A 19,876-nucleotide genomic window follows, 5' to 3' on the forward strand; every position below is an offset into this window, starting at 1 on the left:
ATGTCAGTCCCGCTCGACCAGATTCCCGCGCCGCACGGCGCGCCTCAACTGACGCTCGTCGACCAGTTGGTCCAGTGGGGCCGGCGCCGTATTGACGAACGGGTGTTTCGTCCCGGCATGCGTATGCCGTCCATCCGCAAACTCGCGGTGGACAAGGGCGTGTCGCGCTTCACGGTGGTCGAGGCGTACGAACGGCTAGTCGCGCACGGTTATCTCGACTCGCGGCGCGGCTCCGGGTTTTTCGTGCGCGACCGGACCAGTTCCAACGATTCCCACGTCCACCCGACACTGGCCACTGAGCGCGCACCGGTGCCTAGCACCATCGATGTGGTCTGGCTGCTGCGCAACATGCTGCATACGTCGAGTCCGGCGAAAGGGCCGGGCATCGGTTATCTGCCTTCCAGCTGGCTGAATGGCGAACTGCTGACCGGCGCGCTGCGCTCGATGAGCCGGCAAAGCGGTGCGCAAATGCTCGGCTTTGGCTCGGCGCAAGGATTCCTGCCGCTGCGTCAGCAAATCCAGACTCGGCTGGAAGAGCTGGAAATAGGTGCGTCGACGGAGCAAATCGTGATGGTGTCGGGCGTGACGCAGGCTATTGACCTGATCGCGCGGGTCTTCGTCAAACCCGGCGACACGGTCATAGTTGGCGACCCCGCCTGGTTCCAGATGTTCGGCCGCTTCGTGGCGCAGGGCGCGCGGCTTGTCGGCATGCCTTACACGCCGGATGGGCCCGATCTCGACGCGCTCGAAGCCATGGTCCAGACCTGGCGCCCGAAGATGCTCGTGATCAATTCCGTGCTGCAGAATCCCACCGGCACGTCGCTGACCGCGGCGCAGGCGTTTCGCATCCTGCAACTCGCGGAAACCTACGATTTCATCGTCGTGGAAGACGATATCTACGGTGATCTCTGCCCGACCAATTTCCCCGCGACGCGCCTCGCGAGCCTCGACCAACTGAAGCGGGTGATTTTCCTCAACAGTTATTCGAAGACGCTCGCGCCGAACCTGCGCGTGGGTTATGTCGCCGCGGCGCCTGAAGTGGCGAATGCTATTGCCGATCAGAAAATGCTGGTCGGCATGACGAGCCCCGAACTTAACGAGCGCGTGCTGTACAAAGTGCTCACCGACGGCCACTACCGGCGTCACGTCGAACGGCTGCGTGCAAAACTGGACGGGGTCCGGGAGAAAACCGTCCGGATGTTCGAAAAAGTCGGCTACAAGCCGTATCTGGTGCCATCGGCGGGCATGTTTTTATGGGCCGATACCGGCGTGGACTCCGAGGGGCTCGCCGCCGCCGGACACGAAGCCGGCTTCTTGCTGACGCCCGGCAGCCTGTTTTCCCCGCATCAACTTCCCAGCACGTGGATGCGCTTCAACATCGCGAATTGCGGCGATCCGGGCCTGCCCGCGATGCTCTCCGCCTACTCGGATCGCGTCGGGTAGCGCTGCCGCAGCACGCTCAAGTGCAATCAAGAGGTGCCGCGAGGCGGTTCGACCTCTTGAAATTATCGCGGGCGACCTCATGTTTCGCAGAATTCGCGCGATGCATTCCGGCTGCAGGGTGCATCGCCGCCGTTAAAAAAACCCGTCAACATCAGACACAACCAGAGGAACCGACCATGGCACAAGAAACCATGAGCTTTCAGGCAGAAGTGAAACAACTTCTGCACCTGATGATCCATTCGCTTTACAGCAACAAGGAAATTTTCCTTCGCGAGCTGATTTCGAACGCATCGGACGCGGCGGACAAGCTGCGTTTTGAAGGTATCGAAAATAGTGCGCTGTACGAGAACGATCCGGATCTGCGTATTCGCATTTCGTACGATAAAGCGGCGCGCACCGTGACTATCGACGACAACGGCATTGGCATGAGCCGCGACGAAGCGATCTCGAATCTCGGTACGATCGCGCGCTCGGGCACGAAGGAATTCTTCTCGAAACTCTCCGGCGACCAGCAGAAAGACGCTGCGTTGATCGGCCAGTTTGGCGTGGGCTTTTACTCGGGTTTCATTGTCGCCGACAAGATCACGGTTGAAACGCGTCGCGCCGGTTTGCCAGCAAGCGAAGGCGTGCGCTGGGAAAGCGCCGGCGAAGGCGATTTCGTCGTCGAACAGATCGAGCGCGCGCAACGCGGTTCGAGCATCACGCTGCATCTGCGCCCGGAAGAAGACGAGTTCCTCTCCACGCACAAGCTGAAGTCGATCATCCAGAAGTATTCGGATCACGTCGCGCTGCCCATCCTGATGAAGCAGGAAGAGTGGGACGCAGAGAAGTCCGAGATGGTCACGAAGGACGAAGACGAGACGGTGAACCAGGCGAGCGCGCTCTGGACGCGTCCGAAGAGCGAGATCACCGACGAGCAATACAAGCAGTTCTATCAGCACCTTTCCCACGATCACGACGATCCGCTCGCATGGACCCACAACCGCGTGGAAGGCCGTAGCGAATACACGCAGTTGCTGTACGTGCCGAAGCACGCACCGTTCGATATGTGGAACCGCGATCACAAAGGCGGACTGAAGCTGTATGTGAAGCGCGTGTTCATCATGGACGACGCGGAACAACTCGTGCCGGCGTATTTGCGCTTCGTGAAGGGCGTGGTCGATTCGGCCGATTTACCGCTGAATGTATCGCGTGAAATCCTGCAGGAAAGCCGCGATGTGAAGGCAATCCGCGAAGGCGTGACGAAGCGCGTTTTGTCGATGCTGGAAGAAGTGGCATCGTCGTCGGCAGAAGCGACGGATGACGCCGAGAAAGCCAAGTACGACACCTTCTGGAAAGAGTTCGGCCAGGTGTTCAAGGAAGGTATTGGCGAGGATTATGGCAATCGCGAGCGTATTGCCAAGCTCGTGCGGTTTGCATCGACGCAATCGGATTCGTCGTCGGAACAGACCGTGGCGCTCGCGGATTACGTCTCGCGCATGAAGCCCGAGCAGACGAAGATCTATTACGTCACGGCTGACACTTGGCGGGCCGCGAAGAACAGCCCGCATCTTGAAGTGTTCCGCAAGAAGGGCGTGGAAGTGCTGCTGCTGACGGATCGTGTCGATGAATGGATGCTGTCGTTCCTCAACGAATTCGATGGCAAGCCGCTGCAAAGCGTGGCGCGCGGCGACCTGGATCTGGGTGCGCTGAACGACGAAGAAAAGCAGGCGCAGGAGAAGGTCGGCGAAGAGTTGAAGCCGCTGGTGGAAAGCATGAAGGCCGCGCTGGAAGGCAAGGCTAAAGATGTGCGCCTGACGTTCCGCCTGACCGATTCGCCGACGTGTCTTGTAGCCGATGACGGCGACATGAGCGGTTACTTGCAGCGCATGCTGAAGCAAGCCGGTCAGGCAGCGCCGCAGATGCAGCCGATCCTGGAGGTGAATCCGGAGCATCCGCTGGTCAAGAAGCTTCACGCCGATGACGCGAACTTCGGCGACTGGTGTCATCTGCTCTTCGATCAAGCCATGTTGGCCGAAGGCGGCACGCTCGAAGATCCTGCGAGCTTTGTAAAGCGGACTAACGCGTTGTTGCTGGCGCGATAAGTCAGCGTTCGGAAGAAGTTAAAAAACGCGCTGCCAGGAAACTGGCAGCGCGTTTTTTATTGCAGGTCATTCATAGGTTCAGCGACATCGCGATTTACTTTGCCTTGCGTTCCTTGTTGGCTTGCGCGACGACCGACGCCGCTAGCGTCTTGGTGTCCTTTGAATATTTGTCGCTGTGAAGAACCTGTCCGGCCTTATGTTCCATCTCTGCGCCCGTTTGATTCTTCGTATGCGTTTGCGATAACGCCGACGCAGCGAGGCTCTTTGCAATCACCGACGCCTTCGGGTCGTGCAGCGTATGCGACGCCAGCGTGGCGACGACCTTTGACGTTTGTTTTGTATTGACCGACATGTGTTTCCTCTCATGCTTTATAGATAGCCCGCAACAAGATTGCCGTGAGCGCCGGTCCGTCGTTTATTGACCGGCCGGTTCGTCAGTTTCTCGTGAGCGCACGCCGACATCTATACGAATCCTCCTATATACGCGTCTGGTTTTATAATCTCGCGCATGCCAAAAGCTCCTCTTGCCGGTACTCAAGCCTGGCGCGACCGTCCGCTTCCCACCTTCACCGCCCATCAGAAAGACTGGCTCACGCGCGGCGGTTCGCTGACCGCCCATTTGCGTGAACTGGGCGATGTCACCGTCGATGTCACCCGCGAGACGGTCGGGCAACCGTGGCTAGATGAAGCCGCGGCGCTGGACATCACGCCGCGCACGCCGGTATGGATCCGCGAAGTCGTGTTGAATGTGAACGGCGTGCCGTTCGTCGCGGCGCACAGCGTGGTGCCGCTCTATGCCAGTTCGGGCGTGTGGCAAGCCATGCGTCGATTGAGGACGCGTCCGCTTGCAGAGTTGCTATATAGCGATAGCAGCGTGTGGCGCTCGCCGCTCACGAGCAGAAGGATCGATGCGCGCGATCCGCTATACAAGCTGGCAGCTCGACAAATACTGCATGAGAAACCGCATTCCTTTGTCGCGCGCCGTTCGGTGTTCATACGACTGGACGCGCCGTTGATGGTGACGGAATGCTTCCTGCCAGCGCTTTGGACCTTCCTCGATCGTCGCGAAAAATGCTGAAAGGCTTTCCACCTATCGCCGATGAAAACACGCACACGCTGGTTCTCGGCAGCTTTCCCGGCGTGGCATCGCTTGTAGCGACGCAGTATTACGCGCATCCGCGTAACCAGTTCTGGCGGCTGGTAGGGACGGTGATCGGCGAGCCATTGCACGAGCTTCCCTACGATGAACGTGTGCTCAAGCTACTGGCACACGGCATCGGCTTATGGGACGTGCTCGCGGCTTGCGAGCGCGAAGGCAGCCTCGACACCGCGATACGCCACGCCAACCCCAACGATTTCGCCGCATTTCGCCTTCATGCGCCGCGACTCAAAAAGCTCTGCTTCAACGGTAAAACTTCCGGGCGTTTCGAGCCCGTGATCCGCGCGGCGGGCTTCGAAACCCTGGTCCTGCCGTCGTCGAGTCCGGCGAATGCTATCCTCTCGTTCGATCAAAAATTGCGCTTCTGGCGCGACATCCTGAAATGACCCAATTAATCAAACGCGCGTCGGCGGAAGCTCGCGCGTTCGGCAGCAAGCGTGAAAACAAGCAAGACAAGAAGCACGGCAAGCGCTCGAAGCGCGAGCGCGGCGACAATCTTGACCGCGATCTCGACGACGCGCCACGCATCGATGTCCCCCGCAAGCCGCGTTTCGCGCCCGTGACGTTCTCAGAAGAGGGCGGTGTGCGTTTCCTGCATTTCGGCACCGAATGGGTGCAGGGCGCGATGCGCCTGAAGAAGCCGAATCACATCGAGCTTGAATACGCTCAGCAGATGATGGCGTGGTTGTTGTTCATCGAAACGCCGAAGCGCATCGTGCAACTCGGACTCGGCTCCGCCGCGCTGACCAAGTTCGCCCACGCGTTCCTGAAGCGCGCGAAGGTGGAAGCGGTGGAGCTGAATCCGTCCGTCGTGATAGCGGCGCGCACGATGTTCGAGTTGCCGAATGACGACGCGCGCCTGACCGTCCACGAGCAGGACGCGTGGGACTTCGTCAACGACCGTGCGAATCACGGGACCATCGGCGCATTGCAGATCGATGTCTACGATGCCACCGCGCGGGGCCCCGTGCTGGACAGCACCTCGTTCTATCGTGCGTGCCGGGCTTGCCTGACGGCACCGGCGGGCGTGGTAACGGTCAATCTGTTCGGCGATCATCCGAGCTTCGTGCGCAATATGAAGCGCCTGAGCGAAGCCTTCGATGGCCGCGTGATCGCGCTGCCTGAAGTCCATGACGGCAATCGCATTGCCATCGCGTTCGCGGGTCCGGAACTCGACGTGCCGTACGCGCAACTCGAAAAGCGGGCGAAACTGATCGAGAAGGAATTGAAGCTGCCGGCGCGTCAATGGGTGAAGGGGCTGGCGATCAGCGCCAGCGCGGACGACGCAACCAGCTTCTCTATCTGATCAGCAAGGGTCCAAGCTAAAGCGCCCAAAACGACATAGGACGGCGAACCCGCCGTCTGAACGGACAAAGCGCAGACAAAACGCCAACAGAGCGCCAACAGAGCACAGCCGAAGAAACGAAGACATTACAACTGGCTGTTCTCCGTCATTACGGTTCGGGTTCGCCCTGCTTGACCCGCTTTTCTGCGTCCATATACTCCACGTGTTATTTCGGGGCGCTATAAGACTGATGTTTTGCCGCGAGACCCGCGTCAGGCCCAGTCAAGCAGCAATTTCAAAAGAAAAGAGGAGAGCGTCATGGCTCAAGAGGCGGTGACCGCCAGTGGTCAAGTTCGCAACAAGCGGTGGCTCTGGCTGCTGATTCTTCCGTGGATCGGCGTGGTCTGGGTGCCGTTTTACAACAAGATCGAGCCTGTGCTCATGGGCTTTCCGTTTTTCTATTGGTACCAGTTGCTCTGGGTACTGATCAGCGCGGTGATTACGGCCGTGGTCTATCTGAAGACCAAGCCTATCCACGATGTTCCCAAGCTCACGCCGGGGAGCCCGCGATGATGAACTCCACAGCAACCTTCGTCTTCGTCCTGTTTTTTGTCGGCGTGACGATCCTGGGTTTTGTCGCTGCTCACTGGCGCAAGGCCGATCTCGGACAACTCGATGAATGGGGCCTGGGCGGCCGTCGCTTCGGCACGATCGTCACGTGGTTCCTGCTGGGCGGCGACCTTTATACGGCGTACACGTTCGTCGCGGTTCCCGCACTCGTGTTCGGCGCGGGCGCGACCGGCTTTTTCGCGTTGCCGTACACCATCCTGATCTATCCGTTCGCCTTCGTGGTGTTCCCGAAGCTCTGGGCGATCTCGAAGAAGTTCGGCTACGTTACCGCGGCTGACTTCGTGCACGCTCGCTACAACAGCCGCATGCTGGCGTTGGCCATTGCCGTGACGGGGATTGTTGCGACCATGCCGTACATCGCGTTGCAGCTGGTCGGTATTGAAGTGGTGATCGGTGCGCTCGGTTTCGATACAACGGGCTTCGTCGGCGATCTGCCGTTGATCATTGCGTTCGCGATTCTCGCGGCCTACACGTACACGTCAGGCCTGCGCGCGCCGGCCATGATCGCGGTCGTGAAGGACGTGCTGATCTACATTGTGATCATCGCTGCAATTATCGTCATTCCGGCGCAGCTCGGCGGTTTCGGCGCAATCTTCGCCCATGTCGATCCGGCGAAGATCCTGCTGAAGGCGCCGGATGCGTCGAGCCTGAACGGTTACAGCGCGTACGCCACGCTGGCGGTCGGATCGGCGCTTGCGCTGTTCCTGTATCCGCACTCGGTGACGGCGGTGTTGTCGTCGAAGTCGGGTAACACGATCCGCCGCAACATGGCGCTGCTGCCGGCGTATTCGCTGGTGCTCGGTTTGCTCGCGTTGCTGGGTTACATGGCGCTGGCATCGGGCGTGAAGGACATGCCGGAATTCGCCCCGTACTTCAAGGCGTACGGTTCGAACTTCGCCGTCCCGGCACTGTTCCTGCACTTCTTCCCGTCGTGGTTCGTGGGCGTGGCGTTTGCCGCTATCGGTATTGGCGCGCTGGTTCCGGCGGCCATCATGTCGATCGCAGCGGCCAACCTGTACACGCGCAACGTGCACAAGGAGTTCGTGAACACGAACATGACGCCGGAGCAGGAGACTAATGTCGCCAAGCTGGTGTCGCTGCTGGTGAAGGTGGGCGCGGTTGTGTTTATCCTGGCATTGCCGCTGACCTACGCTATCCAGTTGCAACTGCTCGGCGGGATCTGGATTATCCAGACGCTGCCGGCACTGGTGCTCGGCCTGTACACGCGGGTTCTGGATCACCGTGGCTTGCTGCTCGGCTGGGCTGCCGGCATTGCAACGGGTACGTGGATGGCGGTATCGCTAAAACTGGCTGGCTCGATCTTCACGATCCACCTGTTCGGCTATGCGATTCCCGGTTACGCCGCGGTCTGGGCGCTGGTCGTGAACCTGGTGGTATCGATCGTGGTGAGCATTGCCGTGCGTGTGATTGGTCTCAAGCGCTCGGACGACCGTACGAGTCCTGAGGATTATCTCGACGTCGCGGAAACCTGATCCTGATTTGATCGGGAAAAACGGGCAATCTAACCCCGTTCTGACCCGAAAGCTGGTAAAACGCCCGTAACGGATGTTGCGGGCGTTTCGTTTTTCGGCGCCCGGTTCATCAAGCTTTTGCCCGTCTTTTGCCCGTCAACTCATCGGAACCGCATGTCCTCGACCGATACGACCCGGCCTCACCGTAGCCAGGCACGGCGCGCCCTGCATGTGCTTGGCTCGCCGTATTTCCGTTATCGCTACGCCAAATACCTGCACGCGGTGCGTGTGGCGCTGGCCATGCTCGCGTCGATCGCGCTGACCTCGGGTATCAATATTCCGCATGGCGAATGGTCATCGGTGACCCTTCTCGTGGTGATCGGCGGCTTGCAGCATCACGGCAATATTCGCAAGAAGGCAGCGGAGCGCGCGGTGGGTACGCTGCTTGGCGCGTCGTTGGGGCTGGGGCTGATCCTGCTGCAATCGGCGACCCATTCGACCATGGTCACGTACGTGCTCCTAGCGGTAATAGCGGGCGTCTGCGCGTATCACGCCATCGGCAAGCCGGGGTATATCGCGCTGCTGACGGCCATTACGACGATCATCGTCGCGGGACACGGCGACCTGTCCATCGAAGTCGGCCTGTGGCGCACCTTGACGGTGCTAATCGGGATTGTGATTGCGCTCGCGTTTTCGTTCGTGCTACCGCAATACGCCACTTATTCGTGGCGCTACCGGCTCGCCGACAACATGCGCGACAGCGCGCGGATTTACGGCGCAATCATGGAAGGACGGCCGATATCCGCCGACACCCTGACCAAGCGCTTTCTCACGATGAACGCACGGCTGGTGAGCTCGCGTTCATTGCTGGCGTCGGTGGGAAAAGAAATCGGCGTGCCGGTCGCGGTGCTCGACGACATCCAGCGCCAGCACAGGTCAATTCTCAGTGCGCTGGAAATGATGGCGGCAGCCATGCCGGCCGCCGCGCCGGGATTTGCCGGGAGCCCTCACGCGGACGAGCGCGCGGTGCGCCACACGTTGCTGCTGGTTGCCCGCGCGTTGCGTTTTGGGCGCGTGGGGTTGCTGCACGCCGCGACCGGGTCTGCCGCAGCGGCCGTGCGACTGGAACAGACGGCGAATATCGCGGCGAGCCTCGCACCCGAACTGCAGGGACCGTACTGGCTCGCGCAACGGCTGGCGGAACAGGTCGACCGATTGCGCTTGCGGCTGATCGAGATCGAGCGGCAGTGGAACATCGAGGGCGCGCAACCGTTTCATCGATGAGCGGGTGAGCATCTTCCGCTCCGAGCGGTTCGCTATCCTTCGAGGTCGTCCATCACGGTCACCATCCACGGGATGCCGAATCGATCGGACACCATACCGAATCCACTTGTCCAGAACGTCCGTTGCCATGCCATCCGGACGTTGCCGCCCTCGCTGAGTGCCTCAAACATTTTCTGGCCGGATTCGATGTCGTCGGCGGCTATCGAAATGCTGAAACCCGAGAAAACCTGCGGTGCGGCGTTCACGCCATCGGACGCCATGATCAGGCTTTGCCCTATCCGGAATGTCGCGTGCATGACCTTGTCCAGCCATTCGGGCGTGGCGTTCACGCCTTCGGGAGAATCCTTGAAATGGAGGATGGACAAGGTTTCCGCGCCGAGCGCTTTTTGGTAGAACGCGAGCGCTTCTTCGGTGCGGCCGTTGAAGAACAAATAGGGTTCGAGACGCATTGGCAACTCCTGGTAAATCGGGCAACTTCGCCGCCCGTGCCAAAAGTCTAGCCCACGCCGGAGGGCTAAAAACGCACCCCGCAGCCTCGATCCGCATAAAAAAAGGCGTCGGCGCAATAGCGCCGAAGCCCGTTTTCAGACGCGAAATACAGGTGTTGCAACCGCGAAATTATTTCAACGCTTCGATCAGTTTTTCGAGCTTGACTGCATCGGCCGCGAACGCGCGGATGCCTTCTGCGAGCTTTTCGGTTGCCATTGCGTCGTCGTTGACGAGGAAGCGGAAGCTCGATTCATCGACTTCGATCTTGCTTACCTGATCGTTCGCGACCGCTTCCGGCGACAGCTTGCGCTCAACCTTGTCATTGCTCTCGGCGAGCTTTTGCAGCAGATCCGGGCTGATGGTCAGCAGGTCACAGCCGGCCAGTTCGGTGATCTGGCTGACGGTGCGAAAGCTCGCGCCCATCACTTCGGTCTTGTAGCCGAACTTCTTGTAGTACGCGTAGATCTTGCGCACAGACTGCACGCCCGGATCGTTCGCGCCACCCATTTTGACTGCGTCCCAATCGGCGCCTGCCGACTTCTTGTACCAGTCATAGATGCGGCCGACGAACGGCGAGATCAGCTGCGCACCGGCGTCGGCTGCGGCCGCGGCTTGCGCGGTCGAGAACAGCAGCGTCATGTTGCAGTGGATGCCTTCCTTCTGCAGCACTTCCATTGCGCGGATGCCTTCCCATGTCGATGCCAGCTTGACGAGGATGCGCTTGCGGTCAATGCCCGAGTCCTCATACAGCTTGATGATGTCGTGACCCTTCGCAATGGAACCTTTGATGTCGAACGACAGGCGCGCGTCCACTTCGGTCGATACACGGCCCGGGACGATCTTCAGGATTTCCTTGCCGAAAGCGATCAGCAACTGGTCGATGATCTGACCCATCGGCTTGCTCGCGTGTTCCTTGACGGTCTTCTCGAGCAGCGGTTTGTAGGCATCGTTCTGGACGGCCTTGAGGATCAGCGACGGATTCGTGGTCGCGTCTTGCGGCTTGAACTCGTCGAGTTGCTGGAAGTTGCCGGTATCGGCGACGACGGTGGTGTATTGCTTGAGCTGGTCGAGAGCGGTGGTCATATCTGGTCTTCGGCGCGTTATGCCGTTGTCAAAGATGCGGAGTGCCCGCGGGTGAAAGGGTTTTGCGAGGCCGCCGGTGCTGGTGCTGCGCCAATGCTGCTGGCGAGCGGCTCGCCCAAGATTGCCATTCTATTCCTGCCGCGCCATTTGGCGCAGAGAACGCGGTGGTTCGCGGCTGGGGATGTGCAAAACGCATACCCCTGTCTCGTGCGCAATTCCAATGCCAGAGCCCAGCATCGACACACGCCCCATTACACGTGGTTCGCGTGACCATTTTGCGTCGATACGATCAATCTACGCCCGCCGCGCGTTGAGCACAATCTGCGTGACGACGCCCGCTACCAGGCCCCAGAACGCCGAGCCTATCGACAGCAGCGTCAGTCCCGACGCGGTAACCATGAACGTGACGAGGGCGGCTTCCCGCTGGCGCGGGTCGCTCATCGCGTTGGTGAGACCGCCCATGATCGAGCCGAACAAGGCCAGCGCGGCGACTGAGACGACCAGCGCTTTCGGCATCGACGCGAACAAGGCGGAGATGGTTGCACCGAACACGCCGGCCAGGAGATAGAAAATTCCGCACCAGACGGCGGCCATGTAGCGCTTCGATGGGTCTTCGTGGGCTTCGGGGCCAGTGCAGATGGCGGCGGTGATCGCGGCCAGGTTGATGCCGTGCGAGCCGAACGGCGCGAGCACAAGCGACGCAAGGCCGGTTGTCGCGATCAGCGGTGCGGACGGCGTGTCATAACCGTCCGCGCGCAGCACGGCGATGCCGGGAACGTTCTGCGAGGCCACCGCGACCACGAACAGCGGTATGCCGATACTGATGACCGCCGCGAGCGAGAAGTGCGGCAGCGTGAAAACGGGATGGGCGAGCGCGACGTGGAACTGGCTGAAGTCGAGCAAACCGAGCGACCCGGCCGCCACGATGCCGACCACGAGCGTCATGAGGATGGCATAGCGGGGCGCGAGGCGTTTCACGATCAGATAGGTGAAGAACATCGCCAGGACGAGGGCGGTCTGGAACTGCGCGGCCTTGAATATCTCGATGCCGATCTCGAACAGGATGCCTGCCAGCAGGGCGGCGGCAATGCTGGCGGGGATTTTTCGCATGAGCGTATCAAACCAGCCGGTCAAGCCCACGATGGTGAGCAACACCGCGCAGACCACGAACGCGCCGATGGCGTCCGGGTACGCCACGTTCGGGAGCGATGTTACGAGCAGGGCGGCGCCGGGCGTCGACCAGGCGGCAACGATCGGCGCGCGAAACTTGAGCGAAAGGCCGATCGTGCACAACGCCATGCCAATGGAAAGAGCCCAGATCCAGGAGGAAATCTGCGCATCGGAGAGATGGGCGGCGCGCCCGGCCTGGAACATGAGGACGAGCGCACTGGTATAGCCCGTCATCATGGCGACGAATCCGGCAACAAGCGCGGAGACGGAGGAATCGGCGAAGGGGCGGAGGGTCGTGGCGGGCGGATTCATGCGAAATCCTGGAAAGGCGATCGCAGATCGTACTGGCCGGACTGAATTAAGGGCAGTGACAGTCTGAAAAAAAATCGCCGTGCCACTTTAAAGTGATGTGGATAAAACGGGCAAAGGGGGCGGTATAAACCCTTGAGTGCGGATTGAGCCGCGCGAGGGAAAGGCTCCGCGTAACGCGCGTGAGCTATTTAGAAAGCGCTCGCATCGCGCTTTCAAGTCCGCCAAGCGTCAACCCAAACATCCGACCGCCCAATATTTGCCGAATAATCGACACCGATTGCCGATATTCCCACAGCCTCTCAGGCTCAGGATTGAGCCAGGCGAAATGGGGGAACTGATCGGCGAGCCGTCTTAGCCAGACCGCGCCGGCTTCGGCGTTGTTATATTCAACCGATCCACCGGGTTGAACGACCTCGTAGGGACTCATGGTTGCATCGCCGACAAAAATCAGCTTTGTGTCCGGCGAATATTTGTGCAGGACATCAAACGTGGCGGTGCGCTCGCCATGCCGTCTCCGGTTGTTTTTCCAGAGATAGTCATAAACGCAGTTGTGGAAGTAGAAAAACTCCAGATGCTTGAACTCGGATTTCGCCGCGGAAAAGAGTTCTTCAACGCGCTTGATGTGGTCGTCCATCGACCCGCCTACATCCAGCAGCATCAGGACTTTCACCTTATTGTGACGCTCCGGCACCATCTTTATATCTAGCCAGCCAGCATTGGCGGCGGTACTGCGAATGGTGTCGGGGAGATCGAGTTCATCGGCGGCGCCTTCGCGCGCGAAACGCCGCAAGCGCCGCAATGCCACTTTGATATTGCGCGTTCCGATCTCGACCTGATCGTCGTAATCCTTGTACGCGCGTTCATCCCAGACCTTGACGGCCGTTCGATTTCCTGCGGAATCCCCGCCAATCCGAATCCCTTCCGGATTAAACCCGCCATTGCCGAACGGCGACGTCCCGCCTGAACCAATCCACTTACTGCCGCCTTCGTGCCGTTCATTTTGTTCTTCGAGGAGCTCTTTCAGCCGTTCCATCAACTTGTCGATACCGCCAAGCGCTTCTATCTGGCGTTTTTCCTCGGGCGTGAAATCCCGCTCCAGCCGTTTCTTGAGCCAGTCGAGCGGCACATCGAACGCGTTTTCATCGAGTGTCGCGATGCCGTTGAAATAGGCGCCGAACGCCTGATCGAATTTATCGAAGTATTTCTCGTCCTTGATCAGCGTCATGCGCGCGAGAAAATAGAACTCGTCAATAGACGGCCCGATTACCTGAGCCTTGAGCGCTTCAAGCAGCGTCAGGTATTCCTTGACCGAAACCGGTAGCTTGGCGCCGCGCAGAGAATAGAAAAAGTCGATCAGCATGCCGGGCTCCTTGCCCCAATCAGTCGCGCTACGAGTTGCGCGACGAGTCGAACCGCGCTTCGAGTTTCGCGCGCAAATTCGCGCGCACGGCCGGCCACTCGGACTCGATAATCGAAAACACCACGGTATCGCGGTAAATGCCGTCCCGGCCGATCTGGTGATTGCGCAGAATCCCGTCTTCCTTCGCGCCCAGCCGCGCAATAGCCGCGCGCGATTGACGGTTCATGAAGTGAGTCCGGAACTCGACGGCGATGGTCTTCAGCGTATCGAATGCATGCGAGAGCAAAAGCAGCTTGGCCTCGGTGTTTATCGCGGTGCGCTGCACGCGTTTGGCATACCACGTGTTGCCAATCTCCAGCCGCCGATGCGCCGCCTCGACATTCATATACCGCGTGCTGCCGACCACGTCGCCTGTCCTTGCATCGATGATGGTGAACGGTTGCACGCCGGCTGAATCGCGCATGGCGAGCGCCGTGTCCATCCAGGCGGCGATGGTGTCGGGCGAAGGGACGCTCGTGTACCACAGCTTCCACAACTCGCCGTCCGCGGCGGCGCTGGCGAGCGCGTCCAAATGCGCGCGTTCGAGCGGTACGAGTCTCACATAGCTGCCTTCCAGCGTAACCGGATCGATCCAGCGGCTCATGCGTGCAGCCCTTTCAACGGTTGTTGCGGTTCATGAACAACAGGCGCTCGAACAGGCTCAGGTCTTGTTCGTTCTTAAGCAACGCGCCATGCAACGGCGGGATGACTTGTTTCTGATCGGTGGAGCGCAGCGCTTCCGGGCCAATATCCTCGGCCAGCAGCAGCTTCAACCAGTCAAGCAATTCCGATGTCGACGGTTTCTTCTTCAGCCCGGATACATTGCGCAACTCGAAGAAACTTTGCATCGCGGCAGCGAGCAGTTCCTGCTTGATGCCGGGAAAATGCACCTCGACGATCTGCTTCATCGTCGTGGGTTCGGGGAATTTGATGTAGTGGAAAAAGCAGCGGCGCAGGAATGCGTCGGGCAGTTCCTTCTCGTTGTTCGATGTAATGATCACCAGCGGCCGGTGTTTCGCTTTCACCAGCTCGTGAGTCTCGTATACATAGAATTCCATCCGGTCGAGTTCGCGCAGCAAATCGTTCGGGAATTCGATGTCCGCTTTATCGATTTCATCGATCAGCAGCACGCCGGGTACATCGGCGTCGAACGCCTGCCACAGCACACCCTTGACGATGTAATTGCGAATGTCCTTCACGCGCTCGTCGCCGAGCTGGGAATCGCGCAGGCGCGACACCGCGTCGTACTCGTAAAGGCCTTGCTGGGCCTTTGTGGTCGACTTGATGTGCCATTGCAGGAGCGGCATGCCGAGCGCGGCGGCGACTTCCTCAGCCAGCATGGTCTTGCCGGTGCCGGGCTCGCCCTTGATCAGGAGCGGGCGCTGCAAGGTGATGGCAGCGTTGACGGCGAGCTTGAGATCGTCGGTGGCGACGTATTGCGATGAACCTTCAAAACGCATGACGCGTCCCTCGGAGAAGGAAAAATTGCAGTATAAGTCAGAAGGGTTTTACAGGCGTCGCGCCCAGAAACGCCGCCGGTCGGGCTAACCCGGGCTGATTTGATCTTGGCCGAGCCTAATCGCGTGCTTTGTTGCCGAAGGAGAAACAAATGTCCATCGGACAGATTGTCGCAGCCCCCTGGACCCCAGGCGGCGCGGCCTTGTGCGATGGGGCCGACCCCGCTGCGGCCGGTGGACGCAGGGTAGGTCGCGCGGTACAATTAGCGCGATTTTTTTGGCCCGCGTGGCTGGAAAACGGATCAGCGCTCCGAGGTGGCATTCAGTCAGTGCGCGTTCGTTTGACCAGTCCCGAGAAAGTCCCGGAACGCCAGGCGTCCAAGGTGCCGGATTTCCCCTCATGCCAGGTTAGAAGCTATGAATAAATTCGTCGGCAAATGTGCCGTGATCGCAGCGCTGTCGGGGCTTGCCGGCTTCGCGACACAGGCATCCGCCGATGTCGTGGGCAACGCGAAAGCAGCCCAGGGCAAAGTTGCGATGTGTATCGGGTGCCACGGCATTCCCGGTTACCGCACCGCGTATCCCGAGGTGTACCGGGTTCCCATGCTCGGCGGCCAGAGTGCCCGCTACATTGAGAACGCGCTGCATGCCTACAAGAAGGGCGATCGCCATTTCGAGACGATGCATGGCATAGCGACCACGCTGTCCGATCAGGATATAGCCGACATCGCTGCGTACTACGCCGCGCAAACCCCCTCTTCGAAGAACAATCCCGACAAGTGATCCGCGTTGCGCCCCCATCTGACCGTCAGATCAAGGGCGCCCGTCACCCGGTAATCACTAATCGCGGATAGGAGAATTCATGAAGGCACTCGACACAGTGTTCAAGACAACATGCACGGCAGCCGGGCTGATCGGCGTTATCGGCGCTCTGGCCATGCAGCCGGCGCATGCAGCCGATGCAGGCAATGGCAAGGTGCTCACCGAGGCCCACAATTGCGCGGCCTGCCACGGCCCGAACCTGAACAAGCCGGTGAGCGCGGAATATCCGAAGCTCGCAGGCCAGCACGCCGACTATCTCTACTGGGCGCTGCGCCAGTACCAGATGGGCAACGGCAATCCGAACTTCGGGCGTAGCAACCCGATCATGGCCGCGCAGGTGCAAAGCTTGTCGCAAAGCGACCTGAAAGACATTTCGGCGTATATCGAATCGTTGGACGGCGATCTGGTCGTGAAGAAGTAAGCATCGCCGGATCGTTGTTGCTGTTTTGCTGAGCGCATGAAAAAACACCCCGCCGGTGAATGACCCGCGGGGTGTTTTCGTTTTTGATGCAGGCTACGACCTTCAGCCCTTAGTCTCGTGACGCCCGCTGTTCGATCAGTGCAAGATACGCGTCGGTGTCCGGCGGCGTGTTGTTGCGCTGTGATTCCCAGATGATCTGCCCAAGGCATTCCATGATCGCGTGCTGAGCGTCGTGCGTCGAACCCATCCGGCCGACCAGCCGCTCATGTGCGCGCCGGATGCCGGGCGGTTGATCGATGGACAGTTGCTCGGTAATCGCAAGATGCATCGATAAATGCAAAAACGGGTTGCTCTTGCCCTGATCCGGCGAGTAGTCGGCATGGGCGACGTCGGGATCGGCGAGTTCTTGCTGGTATTCAGGATGTTCACCGATCCAGTCTGCCGCAATGCTCTCAAGCGGCGTCAGGACGCCGCCCTCGCGCTGCTTGCGCCAGGTATCGGTAAAAAATTGGCGAACTTCGTCGCGGCTGGGGTTGAACATGGTTATGGAGGCGGCTTGCGGGTGTCGTTTTCAGAGGCTCATTTTAAGCTGCATCGCCGTCTCTCGCCCGCTTCGGTTAGCCCGCTTCGGCTCGCGTCGTTTGCCCGACGTTTATTCGATAGGCGCTGGTGTCTTCGGCCGGAACTCGCACAGCGGCTCGATCGCGCAATGCCAGCATTCCGGCACGCGTGCCCGGCATACGTAACGGCCGTGCAGGATCAGCCAGTGATGGGCGTCCTGTTTGAATTCATCGGGGACGAATTTTTCCAACGCCGTTTCTACCGCCCGCACGTCTTTCCCGGGCGCGAGCCCAGTCCGGTTCGATACCCGAAAGATATGCGTATCCACCGCGATGGCCGGATGACCGAACGCCGTATTCAGAATCACGTTCGCGGTCTTCCGTCCTACGCCGGGGAGTGCTTCGAGCGCCTCGCGATCATCCGGGACCTCGCCACCGTATTGCTCCAGCAGGATCTTGCACGTGGCGATCACGTTCTTCGCTTTCGTCCGGAACAATCCGATGGTCTTGATGTACTCAGTCACGCCTTCTTCACCGAGCGCGAGCACCTTGGCCGGCGTGTTGGCGACCGGGTACATGCGCCGCATAGCCTTGTTCACGGAGACATCGGTGGCTTGCGCCGACAACAGCACCGAGATCAGCAATTCGAACGGCGATTCATGCTCGAGTTCGGTGGTCGGATGCGGGTTCAGGCTTTGCAGCGTTTCAAAGATCGCGTGACGTTTTTTGGCGTTCATCGTGTTCAGGCTTTCTGATCGTTGTCCGACGCGTTATCAGGTTTGATGTCGGGCTCGGCAGCAGGCGTCGAACTTTTGTCGTCATCTGTGGGGATCATGCCAAGCCGGCGTCGCCGCGCTTCCGCTGCATCGATCTGCGCCTGAACCTCGGGGCTGACCGCGTCGATGTTTTTTGGCCCCGCGCCGAGTCTGGCCAGTTCTTCTTTCTTCTGGCGCGCACGGTCCATCGCTGCCTGGATGATGGCGCGCTTTTTTGCCTGCGCGTCATCGTCAGCGGTGGTGGCGGGTTGCGCCGTTTTTGATGCAACCGATCCATCCGGTTGAGTATCGAGCTGAGTACCCGGCTCACTGCGCGGCTCACTGCGCGGCTCACCATCCGACGCCTCAGCCATACGTGCCGCCTTGCGCGCTTCGGCCGCGTCGCGTTCACGTGCGAGGCGTGCCTGGCGCAAGTCGTGCCGCTCGCGCGCCGCGTCGGCTTCCTGCTGGCTCCATGCGTCCCAGCCGGTCTTCTCGCCCGTGACCGGGACCATGGCGATGCAATCGACCGGGCAGGGCGGCACGCACAGGTCGCAACCGGTACAGAGCTCGGGGATGATCGTGTGCATCTGCTTCGCTGCACCGATGATTGCATCGACTGGACATGCCTGCAGACAGAGCGTGCATCCGATGCAAAGATTCTCGTCGATGATCGCAAGCGGCCGTGGTCGTTCCAAGCCGTTATCCGGATTGAGCGCAATGACGGGCATGCCGAGGAGGCTGGCCAGGCGCACTACGCCTTCCTGTCCGCCGGGCGGGCACTGGTTGTAGTTTGCCTCGCCTGCGGCAATGGCCTCGGCGTACGGCCGGCAAGCGGGATAGCCGCATTTGGTGCATTGCGTCTGGGGCAGCCGGTCTTCGATCTGGTCGGCGAGAGTCTTGGAAGAGATTGCAGTCACTACAGTCACATTAACGGCTTGCTAACAGCGTGGGGGGCGGGCACCGGCTCGTGACCTTCGCGCGAACTCAACTCATTCGCAACACGAACGGTCTGCTCATCTGACGTTGGCCTGGCTTGGGGACAGACGAAACAGACAACAGACGATTGGCATGGCCCGATCCATATGATCCGTATTCGGCGATATCCGATGACGGCGCGTGGGAACATGTCGACCGCTCCGGTTCGTGCTCATTTTTGAGAGCGTTTCCGGCCGTTGCACGGGAAGCGGCATTATCGCCGAATTTCAAGCTGTTCCCAATCATTCCCAATTGCCAACATGCCAACGATGTGCACATAATCAAATCGCTTTCGATTGACTGCAGGACGGTATTCCCCACTCACGTTGGCGTAACCGATCCATCGCATGCTTCCTGTGGACACGGGAACGCGTGACGATATCCCGATAACGCGGTTTGTCGATCACAAAGCCACCATGAACCAGCCAAAAATCAAAAGAGATCCCGAGGGTACACGCCGTCGCATCCTGCTCGCCGCCGCAGAGGAATTCGCTGCGGGTGGCTTGTTTGGCGCGCGTGTCGACCAGATTGCACGCCGTGCCGAAACCAACGAGCGAATGCTCTACTATTATTTCGGCAGCAAGGAGCAGTTGTTCACGGCCGTGCTCGAACATGCATTCGCCGCGCTCACAGAGGCTGAAAAGACGCTGGACCTCGATGGGATCGCGCCCGTCGAAGCCATCACGCAACTGGCGCATTTCATCTGGAATTATTATCGTGAGCATCCCGAACTTTTGCGGCTCATCAATAACGAAAATCTGCACGAAGCCCGCTATATAAAGGGTTCCACGCGAATCCGGGAATTGATATCGCCGGTGGTCGCCACGCTCGCGAAAATTCTTGAACGTGGTCAGCATGCCGGACTATTTCGCAATAACGTCGACCCGCTGCGTTTTTACGTGACCTTGTCGGGTCTCGGCTATTACATCGTATCGAACCGATATACGCTCGAAGCCACATTCGGACTCGACTTCAGCCGCGACGCCGAACGCGATGAAATCATCAAGATGAACACGGAATTGCTGCTCGCGTATTTGTTGCGACGCTGAGGACTTGGCTTCCTCGCGGCCTTT

Annotated in this window: 20 protein-coding genes and 1 pseudogene; 11 read left to right on the forward strand and 10 right to left on the reverse strand. The window is 59.7% G+C overall.

Translation table 11 applies throughout. The features are described from left to right. Both GSQ93_RS15565 and htpG read left to right on the forward strand, forming a co-directional pair. Complete coding sequence (locus GSQ93_RS15565) at nt 1-1,443, forward strand: PLP-dependent aminotransferase family protein (protein ID WP_158936554.1); 1,443 nt, start codon at nt 1-3, stop codon at nt 1,441-1,443. Between the two features lie 176 nt (nt 1,444-1,619). Further along, on the forward strand, nt 1,620-3,527 hold the full coding sequence (gene htpG / locus GSQ93_RS15570) for a molecular chaperone HtpG (protein ID WP_158936555.1): 1,908 nt from the start codon (nt 1,620-1,622) through the stop codon (nt 3,525-3,527). Nucleotides 3,528-3,621: 94 nt separating this feature from the next. On the opposite strand, the gene GSQ93_RS15575 is transcribed toward htpG, so the two are convergent. After that, complete coding sequence (locus GSQ93_RS15575) at nt 3,622-3,879, reverse strand: hypothetical protein (protein WP_158936556.1); 258 nt, start codon at nt 3,877-3,879, stop codon at nt 3,622-3,624. A 156-nt stretch (nt 3,880-4,035) separates the two neighbouring features. On the opposite strand from GSQ93_RS15575, the pseudogene GSQ93_RS15580 reads away from it, so the two are divergent. The 6 genes and pseudogenes from GSQ93_RS15580 to GSQ93_RS15605 all read left to right on the forward strand — a co-directional run. Further along, a pseudogene (locus GSQ93_RS15580) lies at nt 4,036-4,575 on the forward strand (chorismate lyase); the annotation flags it as partial. Between the two features lie 23 nt (nt 4,576-4,598). Continuing rightward, entirely contained in the window at nt 4,599-5,072 is a 474-nt protein-coding gene (locus GSQ93_RS15585) for a DNA-deoxyinosine glycosylase (RefSeq protein WP_158936558.1), read from the forward strand. After that, complete coding sequence (locus tag GSQ93_RS15590; RefSeq protein WP_158936559.1) at nt 5,069-5,992, forward strand: spermidine synthase; 924 nt, start codon at nt 5,069-5,071, stop codon at nt 5,990-5,992. Before GSQ93_RS15585 ends, GSQ93_RS15590 begins: the two co-directional genes overlap by 4 nt. 297 nt (nt 5,993-6,289) lie before the next feature. Next, nucleotides 6,290-6,544 (forward strand): DUF3311 domain-containing protein, encoded by a 255-nt coding sequence (locus tag GSQ93_RS15595; protein WP_158936560.1) that lies wholly within the window; start codon nt 6,290-6,292, stop codon nt 6,542-6,544. Continuing rightward, a complete protein-coding gene (gene mctP, locus GSQ93_RS15600) occupies nt 6,544-8,094 on the forward strand; it encodes a monocarboxylate uptake permease MctP (RefSeq protein ID WP_158936847.1) in 1,551 nt (516 codons plus the stop codon). Before GSQ93_RS15595 ends, mctP begins: the two co-directional genes overlap by 1 nt. 153 nt (nt 8,095-8,247) lie before the next feature. Then, nucleotides 8,248-9,357, forward strand: a complete 1,110-nt coding sequence (locus GSQ93_RS15605) for an FUSC family protein (RefSeq protein ID WP_158936561.1) — start codon at nt 8,248-8,250, stop codon at nt 9,355-9,357. A gap of 32 nt (nt 9,358-9,389) precedes the next feature. On the opposite strand, the gene GSQ93_RS15610 is transcribed toward GSQ93_RS15605, so the two are convergent. The 6 genes from GSQ93_RS15610 to GSQ93_RS15635 form a co-directional block, all read right to left on the reverse strand. Next, the gene (locus GSQ93_RS15610; protein WP_158936562.1) at nt 9,390-9,806 is read right to left on the reverse strand and encodes a VOC family protein; all 417 of its coding nucleotides are present in this window, start codon (nt 9,804-9,806) and stop codon (nt 9,390-9,392) included. A gap of 169 nt (nt 9,807-9,975) precedes the next feature. Further along, a complete protein-coding gene (tal, locus tag GSQ93_RS15615) occupies nt 9,976-10,929 on the reverse strand; it encodes a transaldolase (protein WP_158936563.1) in 954 nt (317 codons plus the stop codon). A gap of 294 nt (nt 10,930-11,223) precedes the next feature. After that, nucleotides 11,224-12,411: a benzoate/H(+) symporter BenE family transporter gene (locus tag GSQ93_RS15620; RefSeq protein WP_158936564.1), complete on the reverse strand. Its 1,188-nt coding sequence runs from the start codon at nt 12,409-12,411 to the stop codon at nt 11,224-11,226. Nucleotides 12,412-12,595: 184 nt separating this feature from the next. Beyond that, nucleotides 12,596-13,771, reverse strand: a complete 1,176-nt coding sequence (locus GSQ93_RS15625; protein ID WP_158936565.1) for a VWA domain-containing protein — start codon at nt 13,769-13,771, stop codon at nt 12,596-12,598. Nucleotides 13,772-13,799: 28 nt separating this feature from the next. After that, nucleotides 13,800-14,414, reverse strand: a complete 615-nt coding sequence (locus GSQ93_RS15630; RefSeq protein ID WP_158936566.1) for a GNAT family N-acetyltransferase — start codon at nt 14,412-14,414, stop codon at nt 13,800-13,802. Between the two features lie 13 nt (nt 14,415-14,427). Then, on the reverse strand, nt 14,428-15,270 hold the full coding sequence (locus GSQ93_RS15635; RefSeq protein WP_158936567.1) for a MoxR family ATPase: 843 nt from the start codon (nt 15,268-15,270) through the stop codon (nt 14,428-14,430). A gap of 414 nt (nt 15,271-15,684) precedes the next feature. Between GSQ93_RS15635 and GSQ93_RS15640 the strand changes: the two genes are divergently transcribed. Then, nucleotides 15,685-16,050, forward strand: coding sequence for a c-type cytochrome (locus tag GSQ93_RS15640; protein WP_097261818.1), 366 nt, complete (start codon nt 15,685-15,687; stop codon nt 16,048-16,050). Between the two features lie 154 nt (nt 16,051-16,204). Further along, a complete protein-coding gene (locus GSQ93_RS15645; protein ID WP_254073909.1) occupies nt 16,205-16,510 on the forward strand; it encodes a c-type cytochrome in 306 nt (101 codons plus the stop codon). Nucleotides 16,511-16,619: 109 nt separating this feature from the next. Here the strand turns inward: GSQ93_RS15645 and GSQ93_RS15650 are convergent, their stop codons facing one another. The 3 genes from GSQ93_RS15650 to rsxB form a co-directional block, all read right to left on the reverse strand. Beyond that, entirely contained in the window at nt 16,620-17,051 is a 432-nt protein-coding gene (locus tag GSQ93_RS15650; protein WP_031361310.1) for a DUF1841 family protein, read from the reverse strand. Between the two features lie 111 nt (nt 17,052-17,162). Further along, nucleotides 17,163-17,807, reverse strand: coding sequence for an endonuclease III (nth, locus tag GSQ93_RS15655; RefSeq protein WP_158936569.1), 645 nt, complete (start codon nt 17,805-17,807; stop codon nt 17,163-17,165). Nucleotides 17,808-17,812: 5 nt separating this feature from the next. Continuing rightward, nucleotides 17,813-18,745 (reverse strand): electron transport complex subunit RsxB, encoded by a 933-nt coding sequence (gene rsxB / locus GSQ93_RS15660; RefSeq protein WP_158936570.1) that lies wholly within the window; start codon nt 18,743-18,745, stop codon nt 17,813-17,815. A 474-nt stretch (nt 18,746-19,219) separates the two neighbouring features. Between rsxB and GSQ93_RS15665 the strand changes: the two genes are divergently transcribed. After that, nucleotides 19,220-19,852, forward strand: coding sequence for a TetR/AcrR family transcriptional regulator (locus GSQ93_RS15665; protein WP_158936571.1), 633 nt, complete (start codon nt 19,220-19,222; stop codon nt 19,850-19,852). The last annotated feature ends 24 nt before the right edge of the window (nt 19,853-19,876 follow it).

The sequence above is a fragment of the Burkholderia sp. S171 genome (genome assembly GCF_009766085.1).
Lineage (GTDB): Bacteria > Pseudomonadota > Gammaproteobacteria > Burkholderiales > Burkholderiaceae > Caballeronia.

Coding starts and splice junctions, on each gene's coding strand:
- GSQ93_RS15565 (WP_158936554.1), top strand. CDS start 1: ATGTCAGTCCCGCTCGACCAGATTCCCGCGCCGCACGGCGCGCCTCAA.
- htpG (WP_158936555.1), top strand. CDS start 1,620: ATGGCACAAGAAACCATGAGCTTTCAGGCAGAAGTGAAACAACTTCTG.
- GSQ93_RS15575 (WP_158936556.1), bottom strand. CDS start 3,879: ATGTCGGTCAATACAAAACAAACGTCAAAGGTCGTCGCCACGCTGGCG.
- GSQ93_RS15585 (WP_158936558.1), top strand. CDS start 4,599: ATGCTGAAAGGCTTTCCACCTATCGCCGATGAAAACACGCACACGCTG.
- GSQ93_RS15590 (WP_158936559.1), top strand. CDS start 5,069: ATGACCCAATTAATCAAACGCGCGTCGGCGGAAGCTCGCGCGTTCGGC.
- GSQ93_RS15595 (WP_158936560.1), top strand. CDS start 6,290: ATGGCTCAAGAGGCGGTGACCGCCAGTGGTCAAGTTCGCAACAAGCGG.
- mctP (WP_158936847.1), top strand. CDS start 6,544: ATGAACTCCACAGCAACCTTCGTCTTCGTCCTGTTTTTTGTCGGCGTG.
- GSQ93_RS15605 (WP_158936561.1), top strand. CDS start 8,248: ATGTCCTCGACCGATACGACCCGGCCTCACCGTAGCCAGGCACGGCGC.
- GSQ93_RS15610 (WP_158936562.1), bottom strand. CDS start 9,806: ATGCGTCTCGAACCCTATTTGTTCTTCAACGGCCGCACCGAAGAAGCG.
- tal (WP_158936563.1), bottom strand. CDS start 10,929: ATGACCACCGCTCTCGACCAGCTCAAGCAATACACCACCGTCGTCGCC.
- GSQ93_RS15620 (WP_158936564.1), bottom strand. CDS start 12,411: ATGAATCCGCCCGCCACGACCCTCCGCCCCTTCGCCGATTCCTCCGTC.
- GSQ93_RS15625 (WP_158936565.1), bottom strand. CDS start 13,771: ATGCTGATCGACTTTTTCTATTCTCTGCGCGGCGCCAAGCTACCGGTT.
- GSQ93_RS15630 (WP_158936566.1), bottom strand. CDS start 14,414: ATGAGCCGCTGGATCGATCCGGTTACGCTGGAAGGCAGCTATGTGAGA.
- GSQ93_RS15635 (WP_158936567.1), bottom strand. CDS start 15,270: ATGCGTTTTGAAGGTTCATCGCAATACGTCGCCACCGACGATCTCAAG.
- GSQ93_RS15640 (WP_097261818.1), top strand. CDS start 15,685: ATGAATAAATTCGTCGGCAAATGTGCCGTGATCGCAGCGCTGTCGGGG.
- GSQ93_RS15645 (WP_254073909.1), top strand. CDS start 16,205: ATGCAGCCGGCGCATGCAGCCGATGCAGGCAATGGCAAGGTGCTCACC.
- GSQ93_RS15650 (WP_031361310.1), bottom strand. CDS start 17,051: ATGTTCAACCCCAGCCGCGACGAAGTTCGCCAATTTTTTACCGATACC.
- nth (WP_158936569.1), bottom strand. CDS start 17,807: ATGAACGCCAAAAAACGTCACGCGATCTTTGAAACGCTGCAAAGCCTG.
- GSQ93_RS15665 (WP_158936571.1), top strand. CDS start 19,220: ATGAACCAGCCAAAAATCAAAAGAGATCCCGAGGGTACACGCCGTCGC.